Origin of the sequence: Pseudomonas sp. SB113 (assembly GCF_040754745.1) — a bacterium.
Classification (GTDB): domain Bacteria; phylum Pseudomonadota; class Gammaproteobacteria; order Pseudomonadales; family Pseudomonadaceae; genus Aquipseudomonas; species Aquipseudomonas grimontii.
Window position 1 is genome coordinate 64,984 of sequence record NZ_JBFMHW010000027.1, and the last position, 16,677, is coordinate 81,660.

12 protein-coding genes are annotated in these 16,677 nt (G+C 60.5%); 6 read left to right on the top strand and 6 right to left on the bottom strand.

The features are described from left to right. Nucleotides 1–11 precede the first annotated feature (11 nt). Nucleotides 12–2,030: a hypothetical protein gene (locus tag AB1462_RS26640; RefSeq protein ID WP_367248378.1), complete on the top strand. Its 2,019-nt coding sequence runs from the start codon at nt 12–14 to the stop codon at nt 2,028–2,030. A 213-nt stretch (nt 2,031–2,243) separates the two neighbouring features. Next, complete coding sequence (locus tag AB1462_RS26645) at nt 2,244–4,490, top strand: autotransporter outer membrane beta-barrel domain-containing protein (RefSeq protein ID WP_315339201.1); 2,247 nt, start codon at nt 2,244–2,246, stop codon at nt 4,488–4,490. 72 nt (nt 4,491–4,562) lie between these two features. Here AB1462_RS26645 and AB1462_RS26650 read toward each other — a convergent pair whose 3' ends face one another. The 6 genes from AB1462_RS26650 to AB1462_RS26675 form a co-directional block, all read right to left on the bottom strand. Beyond that, nucleotides 4,563–5,873 carry a hypothetical protein gene (locus AB1462_RS26650; RefSeq protein ID WP_367248380.1) on the bottom strand — a complete coding sequence of 437 codons (1,311 nt, stop codon included), beginning with the start codon at nt 5,871–5,873 and terminating at the stop codon, nt 4,563–4,565. A 118-nt stretch (nt 5,874–5,991) separates the two neighbouring features. Next, complete coding sequence (locus tag AB1462_RS26655) at nt 5,992–6,597, bottom strand: LysE family translocator (protein ID WP_315339197.1); 606 nt, start codon at nt 6,595–6,597, stop codon at nt 5,992–5,994. Nucleotides 6,598–6,650: 53 nt separating this feature from the next. After that, a complete protein-coding gene (locus AB1462_RS26660) occupies nt 6,651–7,490 on the bottom strand; it encodes an AraC family transcriptional regulator (RefSeq protein ID WP_259193799.1) in 840 nt (279 codons plus the stop codon). Nucleotides 7,491–7,562: 72 nt separating this feature from the next. Then, nucleotides 7,563–8,204: a DUF1345 domain-containing protein gene (locus AB1462_RS26665; protein ID WP_259193797.1), complete on the bottom strand. Its 642-nt coding sequence runs from the start codon at nt 8,202–8,204 to the stop codon at nt 7,563–7,565. 89 nt (nt 8,205–8,293) lie between these two features. Then, nucleotides 8,294–11,383 carry a multidrug efflux RND transporter permease subunit gene (locus tag AB1462_RS26670; RefSeq protein ID WP_367248383.1) on the bottom strand — a complete coding sequence of 1,030 codons (3,090 nt, stop codon included), beginning with the start codon at nt 11,381–11,383 and terminating at the stop codon, nt 8,294–8,296. A gap of 12 nt (nt 11,384–11,395) precedes the next feature. Continuing rightward, nucleotides 11,396–12,553: an efflux RND transporter periplasmic adaptor subunit gene (locus AB1462_RS26675; protein WP_259193794.1), complete on the bottom strand. Its 1,158-nt coding sequence runs from the start codon at nt 12,551–12,553 to the stop codon at nt 11,396–11,398. 228 nt (nt 12,554–12,781) lie between these two features. On the opposite strand from AB1462_RS26675, the gene AB1462_RS26680 reads away from it, so the two are divergent. The 4 genes from AB1462_RS26680 to AB1462_RS26695 all read left to right on the top strand — a co-directional run bounded on the left by AB1462_RS26680 (nt 12,782) and on the right by AB1462_RS26695 (nt 16,497). Then, entirely contained in the window at nt 12,782–13,483 is a 702-nt protein-coding gene (locus tag AB1462_RS26680; RefSeq protein ID WP_090405147.1) for a response regulator transcription factor, read from the top strand. 3 nt (nt 13,484–13,486) lie between these two features. Continuing rightward, nucleotides 13,487–14,791: an ATP-binding protein gene (locus tag AB1462_RS26685; protein WP_367248385.1), complete on the top strand. Its 1,305-nt coding sequence runs from the start codon at nt 13,487–13,489 to the stop codon at nt 14,789–14,791. A gap of 58 nt (nt 14,792–14,849) precedes the next feature. Further along, nucleotides 14,850–15,629, top strand: coding sequence for a class I SAM-dependent methyltransferase (locus AB1462_RS26690; RefSeq protein WP_367248386.1), 780 nt, complete (start codon nt 14,850–14,852; stop codon nt 15,627–15,629). Nucleotides 15,630–15,711: 82 nt separating this feature from the next. Next, on the top strand, nt 15,712–16,497 hold the full coding sequence (locus AB1462_RS26695) for a sulfite exporter TauE/SafE family protein (RefSeq protein WP_027606416.1): 786 nt from the start codon (nt 15,712–15,714) through the stop codon (nt 16,495–16,497). Nucleotides 16,498–16,677 lie beyond the last annotated feature (180 nt).

Consider the following 16,677-nt stretch of genomic DNA (forward strand, 5'->3'; position numbering starts at 1 on the left):
GGAGAAGACATATGACGACGTTGACGAACCAACAGGCAGTCGGCAAAAAAAAGCCCGGGAAGACTGTCGCGCAAAAACAAAAGGCTGCACTCGCTTCGCGTGCGGCTGCACGCGCGTATCGGGCCGAGCGTGGAGCGGGGATTCTAGTGTTGGAGGCACCCAAATTTGACACGCTGAACGCCAATGGGTTGATCTCCTACGCAAACTCCAAAAAACCTCTGCCCATTACCATCGACGTTTCTGGTTTGGATTTGGATCCTTTATCAGATTACGTGGATATTCATAAACGCGGCAGGGGGGTAACGGGCTGGGGCGCACGTCTCTATAGAATCACGTTCAACCGACCAGGGGACCCGTCTCCCGATGATCCGATTGTCAGAGAACTCCCGGTGTCTCGCTTGACCCCTGGAGAGCATGAGGTTGGTTATATCGTCTGGGAGGGAGGGGTGACGCCAACGGAGTCATTTCCAGCGCTGTTGGAAGTGGATCACGAACCACCGTACGATCGTAATCATCCTCCAGCGCCTGAACTGCCGGATTTCGTGATCAGCGCGGGGGAAATCAACCGGCAAGTGATTGACGCGAATCCGGACGGCCTGGTGTGCACCTATTCTGACTATCCAGAGAATGGTCGCAAACCGGGTGACCGTATCGTGGTGTATTTCGCACGCTATCCGTCCTCGCAGTTGTCCAATCCCATTGATACCTTTCCCGTGACCGATGAATTGTCGTTCACCCTGGAATGGGACGATCTTGACCTGAATGCGGGCGGGCAATATTACCTGTTTTGCGTCTACATAGACCTGGCTGGAAACCCCAGTAAAGACTCAACCCCGGTGATCGTATCGGTCAAAATGGTAGGAGACCCTGAACCTTTGGTTGCGGAAGTGGATTTGGCGCCCCAACCTGCGGACGGTCTGATTGACCTGGCGGATGCGCAGAACCCCGATGGCGTCCATGCCGTTATCCTCGAGTACAAAAACTACCTGCCGACCGATGTCATTGAATTGACATATGCAGGGCAACCGGCGATGCGTTTTCCCGTCAACCTGTACCTGCCTTTTCCTTTGTTGCTGCCCATCCCGAAAGCGACCATTTTCGCTGAGTATGGGGAGTCCACGGGTGAGCAGACCACGGTCATCAACTATTTTGTCGACCGTAACGGTGAAGAAACGCACGCGCCGCAAGCAACGTTCCTGGTGGACCTCTCCGCCCCAGGCCCTGACCCGGGTGAGGGAGAGGAGAACGATCAGCTCAATGAGGTGACAGTGGTCGGGATCGCCGAACCGGTCCAGGAGAACGTGTTGCCGGAGGACGACTTCGGCAATGACGCCGAGCTGACACTTGTGCTTTGGGAGCAGCCACTACCGGCCCCCGGCATCATCATTACGCCGTATTGGGGCGACATGGCCCATCCATTGACGCCTCAAACGCTGTCGACAGAAGGCCCGGGTGCAACGCTGACGTTCATTGTGCCGTGGGAGGTTATCCGGGCTGTAGGTAACGGTTTGATTAGCGTGTTCTATACCTTGAGTTGGTTGACCAATGGCAACATCCAGAGATCCCCCCCGCAGATCGTGACCGTGCGCGCCAATCAGGTCGTGTTGGAGGCGCCCACTTTTATAAAGGTCACTACCCCCATGGCCTGCACGGACCTTGAGGTGGTGACACGCGAAGCCGTGATCAGGATTCCGGGGAACACGGTTTATTTCAAGGAGCACGACCAAATCAGGCTTGAGTGGCAGATCTTCAGCAATGTGGCGGGTACGACGCCGCTGGGTGACCCGTTTGTGTTTATGTCGGCCCCCCTCACGCCAGATATGGTCGCCAATGGGTTCAATATGAAGATCGGTCCCTATATGACCGTCGTAAGGCCTTGCGCTCGTAATTCCGTGGATATTCACTATTTCGTCGATGTGCCAAGCGAAGGTCCGGTGAAATCCCAGCGTGGTTTCACGACCACACGCTTTGCCAACCTGGGAGGACTGTTCTGCGAGGAGATACCCGTCCTGGAAGATCCCGACGACTGATCGCGTTTATCGAGGGGGCTTAAGCCCCCTCACTGTTTTCATGCTCATGGTTCCAAGCCTGCGCACACCTTTCGTATGCGTCTCACAGATAAATCCTACATACCACGTTAACGCCAATCAGTAATTTGCCGGCCTTGACTGGCCTGGATCCAACGCTCTGGAAATAGGCCGAACAGTTCCGTTATGGAACGTCTGTGGAATGAGTGATGTGTCGTGAGTATCAATTCAATATTCAAATTAAAACCCTTGGCGGCTTTTTTCCATTTGCCTTCTTTTGTCACCTTGCTGCTGTTGGCGCCGCATGTTCAGGCCAAGCTTGTTGAAAATGCCACTGAGAACGTTGGGCATGCTGACCTGGTGGACGATTACCAACTGGTCAATGCCACGCTTAACGTTGTCGAAGGCGCTACGCGGGATGTGTATGCCCACAACTCCAATGTCAATATGAGTAACGGCAGTGAAGTGTTCGGCGCCGTACACGCCCAAGGCGGCTCGAAGGTGACGGTCGACGACAGCAGAATTATCGCCTCCGACAACGCATTGACCTTGTTGAGCAGCAGTGCGTTAGTCACGGACAGTGTGTTGTCCAGCGCTGCAGGCATTGGCCTGCTTGTCAGCCGTTATTCGACAGATACCGCAGGCTCCACCGCGACAGTCATCGGCAGCTCCATTGTCGGAGAGATGGGTGCCGCTGCCGTTACCGGCAATAGCCTGCTGCAACTGGACCGCAGCCTGCTGCTGGGGACCGGTGCGAACAGCTACGGCCTGCGCATGCAAAGTGCTACGACCATAGCCCATCAGAGCACTATCACTGGTGGCCGCAACGGCATTGAATTGTCGGTTGATCGAACCGAACCCGGCACCAATACGCTGGTTCTGGATCAGACACGCGTTCATGGCCAGACCGGTTCTGCATTGCTGGTGCAAGCGAACAACGGGCTTGCAGCGACTGCTGACATTGAGGTGCGCAACGGGTCTACCTTGATCGGCGGCAATGGCTCGTTGCTGGAGGTCACCGGTGGCTCGAACGCCAATATGAATGTCCTCAACAGCCAACTTGAAGGCAACGTCATTGTCGAGGCGGGTAGCACCGCGCATTTGAAACTGAACAATTTTGCCTCTTTGACCGGTCGGCTGGATAACGTTTCCAGCCTGGAAGTCGGAGCCAACTCGTTCTGGAACCTCACCGGCAACAGCCAGGTCGGGGGCCTGAGCCTGGCCGATGGCGTCGTCAAGTTTGGTGACGACGCAGCGTTCTACCAATTGGATCTGGAGAGCCTTTCCGGGCAAGGTACCTTTGTCATGGGCACCGACTTTGCCACTGGCAGGACCGACTTTCTGAACATCTCCGGTAACGCAACCGGCACCCATGCCCTATTGATCGCCAGCAGCGGCGCAGAACCGAGCGACCCCTCGAACGTGCGTATCGTGCATACCGGCGGTGGCGACGCGCAGTTCTCTCTGGTGGGCGATGTGGTCGATGTAGGCGCGTGGTCCTACGGGCTTGCGCAGGTGGGCAACGATTGGTACCTGGACCCGAACCAGCGCACCGTGAGCCCCGGCACACGTTCGGTATTGGCCTTGTTCAACGCGGCACCTACAGTGTGGTACGGCGAAATGGCCTCACTGCGTAGCCGCATGGGCGAGTTGCGGTATAACGGCGGCGAGACAGGCGGCTGGATCCGCAGCTATGGCAACAAGTATGAAGTGGCAGGAACTGCCGGGGGCGGGTATACGCAAACCCAGCGCGGCTTCTCCTTGGGGGCCGATGCGCAAGTGGGAGACAGCCCATGGCTCGTGGGCGTCATTGCGGGCCATAGCGACTCAGACCTGGATCTTGACCGAGGCACCTCGGGGAATATCAAGAGTTACTACGGCGGTTTGTATGCAACTTGGCTGGATGAGGAAAGCGGTTACTACTTCGACGGTGTGGCCAAGGTGAACCGGCTAAACAATAACTCCACCGTCGGTTTAAGCGATGGTACCAAAGCCAAAGGTAGCTACAGCACTAACGCGCTGGGCGTATCTGCGGAAGTCGGCAAGCACATCAAGCTCGACGATGAGTTTTTCATCGAGCCTTTTGCGCAAGCCTCGGTGGTTGCCGTACAAGGCAAGAGCTACACGCTGGACAATCAGATGAAAGCCAAGGGGGGGCACGCGAACTCGGTATTGGGTAAGTTGGGTGTGACCGCAGGCCGTGACTTTGTGATGGATGACGGCAGTGTGGTTCAGCCCTACCTGCGCGCAGCCGCGGCCCATGAGTTTGCCAAAAGCAACAAGGTGTCAGTCAACAACCATACCTTCAACAACGATCTGTCGGGTTCGCGTGCTGAGTTTGGCGCGGGGGTCGCGGTGACGATGTCCAGTAACCTGCAGTTACATGGCGATTTTGATTATGGCCTAGGTAAAAGCGTGGATCAGCCGTGGGGGGTGAATGTAGGGGTGCGTTATACCTGGTAGCGCCTGCGGCGATAGGTACACGTCGATTAGAAAACGCCCCGGAACCGGGGCGTTTTCTTGAGCGGAAAATGGCTATTCGCTGAACAGCATCTGTACACGGACTTTAATGCCCAGGGTGTTTGTATAGTAAACATCCAAGCCGCCACTCGTGTGGTTCGTGTCTTCATCATGAAAGAACTCAACGGTGCCTGTTTCTGCCGTATAGGCCGGTATGTTGGCGTTGCCCAATCGCATGATGATGACCGCGAATCGGCGTTCTTCTTCATCTTCCCTCAGCGTATATCGACCTGACGGCAGCACTTCACGGTCGAAGAGGTATTTGAAAACAATCACCGTTCTGTTTGCCGAGTCTTCAACTCTCTGAGTTCCCTCCAGCAGCCAGTAGTCGTCGTGGAGAGTGTGCGTTACATAGTTGGCCTTGAAATCTTCGTCTCCAATCCTGCCTTGGAAAAATTTCGTTTCGGCCTCTTGGCGTGCAGTTTTTTGAGCGTTTGCAGTGGTCATGATGCGGTTCTCCTGCGCTGGGCTGTATACGTTTGGTTGATGGGGGCGTGGGTTGGACAGGCAGGGGTTGGCTCTCCGAGCCGCCGCCGATGTAAGGGATAGGCTGTCGACCACGAGGAAGGTCACACCGAGCACTCGCAGCGTGAACTCTGTTATTGCCTCCTGAATGGTCAGCAAGTAGGTGTAGGTATCCCAGCCGCCGTCGCCGCGAAGTTCTACCTGCGCTGCGTTGTCCGGTGCGAATTCGAATATTGCGAATCCATGGCCGTCCGTGGGGGTCATTGCGTCAATGGAAAAATCGTAGGTTTGTCCTGGCGTGACGGTAATCACCTGCTCAATGGAGCCTCCGAGGTTTACCTGGCACTGGTTGTCATGGAAGGTGACGTTTGAGCCAGGAGGCGTCGTGACCGTCCATTCATCGATCTGATCGGCGAAATCACCATTGCGGACCAATTCGATAGGAATGATGGCGCCGTCCTCTTCCACCAGCCTCACGTTATCGAACCAGACATCTCCGGCATCACCGACCAGTTTGATGGTTACTCCAATGGTGTCGGCAGGCGTATTGACGGATATCGCACTGCGTAACCAGCCATGATTGCCGTCCAGCGCGATGGATTCAGTCGTTGCCGAGGGTTGGAATACAAGCTGGGCTGAACCCGCACCGTTATAGGTGATCAGCGTAAATACGCTGAAGGTGTAGGCGGTGGCACCGGAAACGGCCAGGTCCTGCTCGGCTTGCCCGGTGGCCGTGATGATGCAGTTTTGGCCCGAGAAATCGACTCGGCCGGGAGCGGTGGCTGTCGCGTTCCAATAGCTCTCGTGATTGGCAAAGCTGCCATTTCTAACCAGATTATTGTTAGTCGGTTGTAGCGCCACGAATAATCTCCCCGGCTCTTCAATTGGGTACAGGGTGTGAGTGACTTTATTCAGCGCCACGTGGCGGCAGTGCACAACTGTCAGAACTCACAGGTTCCACTAGCCATTCGTCGGTTTTTTATACCCGTGGCAGTACGCCGATCCACGCAGCAACCAGCAGTAGGATCGCCATCACCTGATTGAGCCGCTGCATCGCCTTCGCGGATGCCAATAGCCGGCCAGACCCTGCCCCCAGCAACGCCCACACCCCGAGGCACGGCAAAGAGACCAAAAAGAACACTACCGACAGGCTCAGCACATGCGCCTGACGCCCATCTCCCTGCCCGGCAAACACGCTGACCACCGCCAACGCCATCATCCAGGTCTTGGGGTTGACCAGTTGCAGGCTGGCCGCACCGATCATGCCCAGGCGCTTCTGTGCCGCATCGGTCTCGACGGCGTGGGTCGGTGCGCTGAAGATCTGCCAGGCCAGGTAGCTCAACCAGGCGATGCCGACCCATTGCATGGCGGTTTGCACGCGCGGCAGGTGGATCAGTGATTCACCGAGGCCTGAACCCACCGCCAACACAATCCCGGCCGCGCCGGCACATGCTCCGAGGATGATCGGAAGTGCTGCCCGCAGGCCATAGCGTGCGCTGTTGCTGAGCACCAGGATATTGGTGGGGCCGGGGGTGATGGAGGCAACGAAGGCAAATAACAGGAAGGGCAGTAACGGGGAGGGCATGCTGGGGACTCCAGTGAATAGTTCAGTGGCGTCCATCCTCACAAGCCTGTGCGTTAACTGTCTGGAAGATTTGAGCAGCGTCTGCGGTAGGCGGCGGGCGTCAAGCCGTAGGCACGCACGAACCAGCGGCCCAAATGACTTTGGTCGGCAAAGCCTAGGGCAATCGCCATATCCGCCGGTTGCTCGCCCTTGGCCAACAAATGCCGGGCACGGGCCAAGCGCAGTTGCACGAGGTAGGCATGCGGCGGCAGGCCGAAGGCGCTCTTGAACGCGCGGGTCAGGCGAAAGCGGTCGACGCCGCAGGCCAGGGCCAGTTCGTCCATGCCGACATCGTGATGCAGGTGGGCGTGCAGGTATTCGCGGGCCTTATGGGCGACCAGTGGCAAGCGTGGATCGTCACGGTAGCGCGTGCGCCACGCCAGGTGACCGGTGAGGCGCTCGAGCAATTGATCCATGGCACGTTGGCGCACGATGCGCAATTCACCGCTGTGCAGGGTCTGGAACGCCTGGCTGGTGGCGATGGCCAGGCGTGGATCGCTGGTCAAAGTCGTGGCGAAACCCAGCTGGCTGTCGAGCGGCGCCTCTTCGAACACCGCACTCACTTCCCGCGCCAGCCACTGCGGGTCGAGGTACAGCATATGGTAGGTAAAGCCGTCCGCCGTGGGCGCGTCGCCGTCATGCAATTCACCGGGTTCCACCAGGAACACCTGGCCGGGCACGCTGTTGTGTCGGGCCCTGCGGCAGTTGAACTGCTGCACGCCTTGTTCGGTGACGCCGATCAGGTAGCTGTCATGCCAGTGCGGGTCGTAGGCGTGGCCCTCGAAATGCGCGCGCAGGGTCTCGATGCCGGTGTCGGCGTCCTGGGACAAATCGATCCAATTATGCGCAGCCATAAAGCACCGGGACGGAATGTGTAAGGGTATTAGCGCCCACCGACACCTGAGCGTCTAGAAGGTTTGTGCAGCCTAGCCGAACAGCCCGGCGGCGATGTTGATCGAGAATCCCAGGATGGCCGTGTTGAACAGAAAACCGATCAGCGACTGACCCAGCACCACCTTGCGCATGCCCCGGGTGGCGACGCCGACGTCAGAGGTTTGCACCGCCACGCCGATGGTGAAGGAGAAATACAGGAAGTCCCAGTAGTTAGGCGTCAACAGCCCTTCGGCAAAACGCAACGCCGGCTCCTTGCCATCCCAGGTGTAGTAGAGGCGGGCGTAATGCACGCTGAAAATAACCCCGATCAACAGCCATGAACCGATCACCGTCAGCCCGGTAACGCCGTAGTGCAGCAGGCGCTCGGAAGTGACCAGGTCTTTACTGCCCACCAGTTCGAAGGTGATGGTGGCCAGGCTCGCGATAGCGGCGATGCACACGGTGAACAGCACCAGCCCGGCGTTTTCGTCCTCGATTTCGGCGATGCGCTTTACATCGTCGGCCCGGGCGCGGCTGGTCAGCCACAGCATCAGCACCAGGTAAGTCCAGACTCCAGCGTTCCAGCCGATGAGGATCTTGCTCACGAGCGTTTCGGCCGGTATCAGGATGCCTACGGCAAGGCCGAGCACGGCGGCGGCGGAGAGGCGAGGGTGGGTGCGGGCGAGGAAGGGCATGGCAGCTCACAGATGGTTACATGTGAGCACCTTAGCGCATTTTTTGTGGCGAGCGGGCTCGCCACAGTTACAGTGTCCCCCAAAAAGCCTTAGCGTTTTTTGCGCACCAGTTTCATGACCACCACAAAGAACACCGGCACAAACACCACCGCCAACGTCGCCGTGATCATTCCGCCAATCACCCCGGTACCAATCGCCTGCTGGCTCGCCGAACTGGCACCGGTGGCAATCGCCAGTGGCACCACGCCGAGGATAAACGCCAGCGAGGTCATGATGATCGGTCGCAACCTGAGGCGTGCGGCTTTCAGGGTGGCGTCGATCAGGTCTTCGCCCTGGTCGTACAGGTCCTTGGCGAACTCGATGATCAGGATCGCGTTCTTCGCCGACAAGCCGATGATGGTGATCAGGCCGACCTTGAAGAACACATCGTTGGGCATGCCCCTCAAGGTCACCGCCAGCACCGCACCGAGCACGCCCAGCGGCACCACCAGCAGCACTGAAGTCGGGATCGACCAGCTTTCATACAGCGCCGCCAGGCACAGGAACACGATCAGCAGCGACAGGCCCAACAGGATTGGGGCCTGGGAGCCGGACAAACGTTCCTGCAACGACAACCCAGTCCACTCCTGGCCCAGGCCCGCCGGCAGTTGGCTGACCAGGCGCTGGATTTCTTCCATCGCCTCGCCGGTGCTATGCCCCGGTGCCGCCTCGCCGGAAATGGCGATGGCGGGGTAGCCGTTATACCGCGTCAGTTGCGCCGGGCCCTGGGTCCATTTGGCTTCGACAAACGCCGACAGCGGGACCATCTTTCCATCCTTGTTGCGCACGTGGATCTTCATCAAATCCGCCACCTGGCTGCGCTGGTCACCTTCGGCCTGCACCACCACGCGCTGCATGCGGCCCTGGTTGGGGAAGTCGTTGATATAGGCCGAGCCGATGGCCGAAGACAGCACGTTGCCGACATCGGCAAACGAAACGCCCAGCGCGTTGGCCTGCTTGCGGTCGACTTCCAGCTGCACTTGCGGCGCCTCGGCCAGGGCGCTTTCGCGCACATTGTTCAGGATCGGGCTTTTTCCGGCGGCGTCGAGCAACTCGGTACGTGCCGCCATCAACGCCGCATGGCCAACACCGCCGCGATCCTGCAGGCGGAACTCGAAACCGCTGGAGGTGCCCAGGCCATCCACGGGAGGCGGCAGGACCGCATAGGCGATCGCGTCCTTGAGCTCGCTGAAGGCCATGTTGGCGCGGTCGGCAATCGAGGCGGCGGAGTCATCGCTGCCGCGTTCCGACCAGTCCTTGAGCGTAGTAAACGCCAGCGCGGCGTTTTGCCCGGAGCCGGAGAAGCTGAAACCCATGATCATGGTGGTGTCACCCACCCCTGGCTCCCCGGCGTTGTGCGCTTCGATCTGCTCGGCCACCTGCACCGTGCGGTTCTTGCTCGCGCCGGGGGGCAGTTGGATGTCGGTGATGGTGTAGCCCTGGTCTTCCACCGGCAGGAACGAGGAGGGCAGGCGACTGAACATCAGCCCCAGGCCCACCAGCAATACCAGGTAGATCAGCAGGTATCGCCCGCTACGCTTGAGCGCATAGGCCACCCAACCTTCGTAGCGGTCGCTGAGTTGCTCGAAGCGTTTGTTGAACCAGCCGAAGAACCCGCCCTTGGCATGGTGCTCGCCCTTGGCGATCGGTTTGAGCAGGGTGGCGCACAGGGCTGGCGTCAAGGTCAGGGCGAGGAAGGCCGAGAACAGGATCGAGGTGGCCATCGACAGCGAGAACTGCTGGTAGATCACCCCCACCGAGCCTGCCATGAAGGCCATCGGCAGGAACACCGCGACCAGCACCAGGGTAATGCCGACGATGGCGCCGGTGATCTGGCCCATGGCTTTCTTCGTCGCGTCCTTGGGCGACAGGCCCTCGGTGACCATGATCCGTTCGACGTTCTCCACTACCACGATGGCGTCGTCCACCAGGATGCCGATGGCCAGCACCATGCCGAACATGGTCAGCACGTTGATCGAGAAGCCCAGCAACAGCATGGTGGCGAAGGTGCCCATCAGCGCAATCGGCACCACCAGCGTCGGGATCAGCGTGTAGCGCACGTTCTGCAGGAACAGGAACATCACCGCAAACACCAGCGCCATCGCTTCGAGCAGGGTATAGACCACCTTGGTGATCGAGACCTTGACGAACGGCGAGGTGTCGTACGGGATCTTGTATTCCACATTGGCCGGGAAATAGCGCGACAGTTCGTCCATCTTCGCCCGCACCAGGGTCGCGGTGTTCAGCGCATTGGCGCCCGGCGCCAGTTGCACGCTGACGGCGGTGGACGGCTTGCCGTTCAGGCGTGTGGAGAACTGGTATTCCTGGCTGCCCACTTCTACCCGCGCCACATCGCCGATGCGTACGGTGGAACCGTCCGGGTTGGCCTTGAGCACGATGTCGGCGAATTCCGCCGGCGTGGACAACTGGCCCTTGACCAGGATCGCCGCCGTGATTTCCTGGGTCCTGGTGCCCGGCAAATCGCCGATGCTACCGGCCGAGACCTGGGCGTTTTGCGCGCTGATCGCGGCATTCACATCGGCCGGCGTGAGGTTGAAGCCGATCAGCTTCTGCGGGTCGATCCAGATGCGCATGGCGCGTTCGGCGCCATACAACTGCGCCTTGCCCACCCCGTCCAGGCGCTTGAGTTCGTTCATCACGTTGCGCGCCAGGTAATCGCTGAGCGCCACGTCGTCGAGCTTGCCGTCACTGGAGGTGAGGGTGACCAGCAGCAGGAAGCCGGCGGAGACTTTCTCCACCTGCAAACCTTGCTGGGTCACCGCTTGGGGCAGGCGTGGCTCCACCGCCTTGAGGCGGTTTTGCACATCGACCTGGGCCATTTCCGGGTGGGTGCCGGGTTGGAACGTGGCGGTAATCGTCGCCGAGCCGAGGCTGCTCTGGGATTCGAAATACAGCAGGTGATCGGCGCCGTTGAGCTCCTGCTCGATCAGGCTGACCACACTTTCATCCAGGGTCTGGGCCGAGGCGCCCGGGTACACCGCGTAGATTTCCACCTTCGGCGGCGCAACGTTGGGGTACTGCGCCACCGGCAACTGCGGGATGGCCAGCAAACCGGCCAGCAGGATAAACAGGGCGACCACCCAGGCGAAGATCGGGCGATCAATAAAGAACTGCGGCATTGTCAATGATCCTTATTGGCCGGAAGCCGGGGCGAGGGGCGTCGGGCTGTCATCAACCTCGACTTTTTCACCGGGGCGCGCGTGCTGCAGGCCTTCGACGACGATACGGTCGCCGGGCTTGAGGCCGTGGCTGACCACCCAGCGGTCATTGATTACCGCGCCCAGTTCTACTGGCTGCTGGCTGACGGTCTGCTCGGCGTCGAGCAGCAGCACCATGGGGATGCCGGCGCTGTCGCGGGTGATGGCGCGTTGCGGCACGCTGATGCCTTGTTTGTCGACGGCTTGCTCCAGGCGTACCCGCACGAAGCTGCCGGGCAACAGGTCGAGGTCCGGGTTGGGGAACTCGCTGCGCAGGATGATCTGCCCGGTGCCCGGGTCGACGCTGATCTCGGCGAACAGCAACTTGCCCGGCAGCGGGTAGAGGCTGCCATCGTCCTGGATCAACGTGGCCTTGGCCTGGTCCTGGCCGACCTGCTTCAGGCTGCCGGCGCGGAAGGCGCGGCGCAGGTCGTTGAGCTCGCGGGTGGACTGGGTGAGGTCGGCGTGGATCGGGTCCAGTTGCTGGATGATCGCCAAGGGCGTGGCTTCGTTCTGGCCCACCAGTGCCCCTTCGGTCACCAGGGCGCGGCCGATGCGCCCGGAAATCGGCGCGGTCACGGTGGCGTAGCCCAGGTTTAACCTGGCGCGCTCGACGGCGGCCTTGTTGGCGGCGACTTCGGCGTTGGTCTGGCGCAGGTTGGCGCGGGCGTTGTCGTAGTCCTGGCCGCTGATGGCGTTGCCTTCCACCAGCTGGCTGTAGCGCTGCTCTTGCAGGCGCGCCTGGAACGCATTGGCCTCGGCCTTGCTCAGGTTGGCCTGGGCGCTGTCCAGGTCAGCCTTGAACGGTGCCGGGTCGATGCGAAACAACACATCGCCCTGTTTGACGTCATGGCCTTCCTTGAAGACCCGTTGCATCACCACCCCGGCCACCCGTGCGCGCACTTCGGCGATGCGCGGCGCGGCGATGCGGCCGCTCAACTCGCTGGTGATGGAGAGGGGCTTGGCTTCAAGGGTTTCGATGCGCACTTTGGCCAGGGGCATTTGCGGCGCTTCGTCGGCGGAGTTGTCACAGGCACTCAGGGCCAGCGTCAGGGCCAACAGGCAAAATGGCGCAAACAGATTCTTCGACATGCTCTTATCCCAATATTGACTGGCGCATCCTAAGGGCACCTGCGCCGTGGTGCTGTGAAGCTGTGTAGGTCGTCTGTGAAGAAATGTAAGGTGCGGCGCGCGGGGCGCCGAGGGCGTATATCCTTGCACAATCCTGCAAACACTGAAGATCCAATGTGGGAGGGGGCAAGCCTCCTCCCACATTGGATTTGTGTACGACACATCACTGTATTTTCTGGAAACACCTTCATGCCCAACATCCTCCTGGTGGAAGACGACTCTGCACTCTCCGAGCTGATTGCCAGCTACCTGGAGCGCAATGGCTACCACGTCAGCGTGCTCAGCCGTGGCGACCACGTCCGCGAACGCGCGCGCCTCAACCCGCCGGACCTGGTGATCCTCGACCTGATGCTGCCCGGCCTCGACGGCCTGCAAGTGTGCCGCCTGCTGCGCGCCGACTCAGCGGGCCTGCCGATCCTGATGCTCACCGCCCGCGACGACAGCCACGACCAGGTGCTGGGCCTGGAAATGGGCGCCGACGACTATGTCACCAAACCCTGTGAGCCGCGGGTGCTGCTGGCGCGGGTGCGCACCTTGCTGCGGCGCAGCAGTCTGTCCGAGCCCCAGGTGGCCAGCGACCAGATCCTGATGGGCAACCTGTGCATCGACCTGTCGGAACGCACCGTGACCTGGCGCGAGCAGGCGGTGGAGTTGTCGAGCGGCGAATACAACCTGCTGGTGGTGCTGGCCCGGCATGCCGGCGAGGTGCTCAGCCGCGACCAGATCCTGCAACGCCTGCGCGGTATCGAGTTCAACGGCACCGACCGTTCGGTGGACGTGGCCATCTCCAAGCTGCGCCGCAAGTTCGACGACCACGCCGGTGAGGCGCGCAAGATCAAGACCGTGTGGGGCAAGGGCTACCTGTTCAGCCGTTCCGAGTGGGAATGCTGATCGATGTTTCGTGTGCTGCTACGCCTTTACCTGATCACCATCGTCACCTACAGCGCGGCGATCTTCCTGATTCCCAAGCTGGTGATCCAACTGTTCGAACACCGCTACCTGGACTACAACGTCGAGCAGTCCCGGGGCATGCAGAAGCTGATCGTCAAGCAGTACCTGCGCGCGCCGGTGGAGCGCTGGTCCCAGGTGACCGAGCAACTGGGACGTGACTTCGCGCCCCTTAAAGTGCAATTGCTGTTGCGCCAGGACGCCAGCTACAGCGCGCAGGAAGCGAAACTGCTGGAGCAGGGCAAACCCGTGATTCACCTGGGGGAGTTTGGCTGGATGGAGGACATCAGTTCGCCGCTTAACGACCAGTTCGTGGTCAAGCTCACCGTTCCGCCGGACCCGCTGGACATGAACCTGTTGTACTGGTCGATGAACGTGCTGATCGGTGCGGCGCTACTGGCCTGCCTGCTGTTCTGGCTGCGCCCGCACTGGCGCGATCTCGAACGCCTGAAAAGCACCGCCACGCAGCTGGGCAAGGGCAACCTGGCCGAGCGCACCCACATCCCGACCAGCTCCAACATCGGCAGCCTGGCGGCGGTGTTCGATACCATGGCCGACGACATCGAACACCTGCTCAACCAGCAGCGCGACTTGCTCAATGCGGTCTCCCATGAGCTGCGCACACCGCTCACGCGCCTGGATTTCGGCCTGGCCCTGGCGCTCTCGGAGGACTTGCCAGAGGCCAGCCGCGAGCGCCTGCACGGCCTGGTTGCGCATATTCGTGAGCTGGACGAGTTGGTGTTGGAGTTGCTGTCCTACAGCCGCCTGCAAAACCCGGCGCAATTGCCGGAGCGGGTCGAAGTGGTGCTCGATGAATTTATCGACAGCGTGCTGGGCAGCGTCGATGACGAACTGGAAAACCCCGAGATCGTTATCGATGTGGCACTCGATTGCACCGTGGAGCGTTTCAGCCTCGACCCACGCCTCACCGCCCGCGCCTTGCAAAACCTGTTGCGCAATGCCACGCGTTACTGCGACAAGCGCATTCAGGTGGGCGTCAAGGTCTGCCCCAAGGGCTGTGAAATCTGGGTGGATGACGACGGCATTGGCATTCCGCTGGACCAGCGCGAGCGCATCTTCGAACCGTTCTACCGCCTCGACCGCAGCCGCGACCGCGCCACGGGCGGCTTTGGCCTGGGCCTGGCCATCAGCCGGCGCGCCATGGAAGCCCAGGGCGGCACCCTGACCGCATTGGCCTCGCCGTTGGGCGGCGCACGCTTTCGGGTGTGGTTGCCCACTGCTGCCGATTAGAAAATCCCCCTCGGAAGGCGCACACTGTGCCCCCGCTTTACCCGAGGAGAGATTGGCAATGACTGGTGTTCACGCGTCTGCTCAACAAGGTTTCTCTACCCAGGCCGTCACCTACGCCCAAGGCCGGCCGAATTATCCCAGGCAGCTCACCGGCTGGCTCACGGATGTACTCGGCGTCGATGCGCACTCATTGGTGATCGACCTGGGCGCCGGCACCGGCAAGTTCACGCGGCTGCTCAGCACCCTGGCGCCCACGTTGATCGCCGTCGAACCGGTGCAGGCCATGGGCGCGCAGTTGACCCGCCTGCTGCCGGATGTGCGCTTGGTCAATGGCACCGCCGAAGCCATCCCCCTGGAAACCGCCAGCGCTGACGCGGTGGTCTGCGCGCAAGCCTTCCACTGGTTCTCCACCCAGGCCGCGCTGGAGGAAATCCATCGCGTACTCAAGCCCGATGGGCGCCTTGGGCTGGTGTGGAACGTGCGCGATGAATCGGTGGACTGGGTGGCGGCGATCACCGCGATCATTACGCCCTACGAGGGTGATACCCCGCGTTTTCACTCCGGGCGTTGGCGCGAAGCGTTCAACGGCGAGTACTTTTCCGACCCCGAAATGACGTGTTTCCCCTACACCCACGTAGGTAGCCCACAGGAAGTGATCATGGATCGCGTCCTCTCCGTGAGCTTTATTGCCGCGTTGCCCGAGGCTGAAAAAGCCCTTGTGACCGAGCAGTTACGTGGCTTGATCGCCACCCACCCGGCACTGAAAGACCGCGACACGGTGGCGTTTCCTTATCAGACCCAAGCGTATGTCTGTCGCCGACTGCCAGAAAAGGCATAAAGTCAGATCATATTGATATAAGTCGTTATAAGAAAAATCGCTATCCTGCGGCCAGAATTTTATAAGGCCGCAGGTAGCTTTGATGGAAGTGGGTAACTTTGGTTTTGTAATTGCGGGCCTGATCGTTGGTTTTATCGTGGGCATGACCGGTGTAGGCGGGGGCTCGTTGATGACCCCGATCCTGTTGTGGTTCGGCATCAACCCGGCCACGGCCGTGGGCACTGACCTGTTGTACGCGGCCATCACCAAATCCGGTGGCGTGTTGGTACACAGCAAGAACAAGAACATCGACTGGACCATCACCGGCTGGCTGACCCTGGGCAGTGTGCCTGCGGTATTGCTGACCCTGTGGTTCCTCGCCAGCCTGCACACCGACCCCAGCGCCATGAACGCGGTGATCAAGCAGGCCCTCGGCGTGGTGCTGCTGCTGACCGCCCTGGCGATCCTGTTCAAGCAACGCCTGTTGGCGTTCGCCCAGCGTCACGCGGGCGATCACTACCATATGAACCCGCGCAACCTGAATGCGTTGACCGTCGTGACCGGGGCGGTGCTGGGGACCATGGTGGCGCTCACCTCCATCGGCGCCGGCGCCCTCGGCACGGTCGCGTTGTTTATCCTCTACCCGTTCCTGGCCACGCGCCGCCTGGTCGGCACCGAGATCGCCCACGCCGTGCCCCTGACCCTGGTGGCGGGCCTGGGCCATGCCGGCATGGGCAATATGGACTGGCACTTGCTGGGCTTTCTGTTGATGGGGTCGCTGCCGGGCATTTACTTCGGCAGCCACATGACCGGCAAAGTCCCGGACGGCGTATTGCGCCCGTGCCTGGCGATCATGCTGATGACCATCGGCTACAAATTGGCCTTTTGAGGTGTACAAGGGTCCAAATGTGGGAGGGGCGGTGCGACGATTCGACTTGCCCCCGATGAGCATAAGTATCTACACAACTTCAGTAGGATAACGCGTAGCAGCTGCTGAGCGCAAGCGAGGCTGCGTCAGGCGCGCTGCCGATTCAAGCTCGAGTCGCGGCCGACGCAGCCTCGCCGGGGC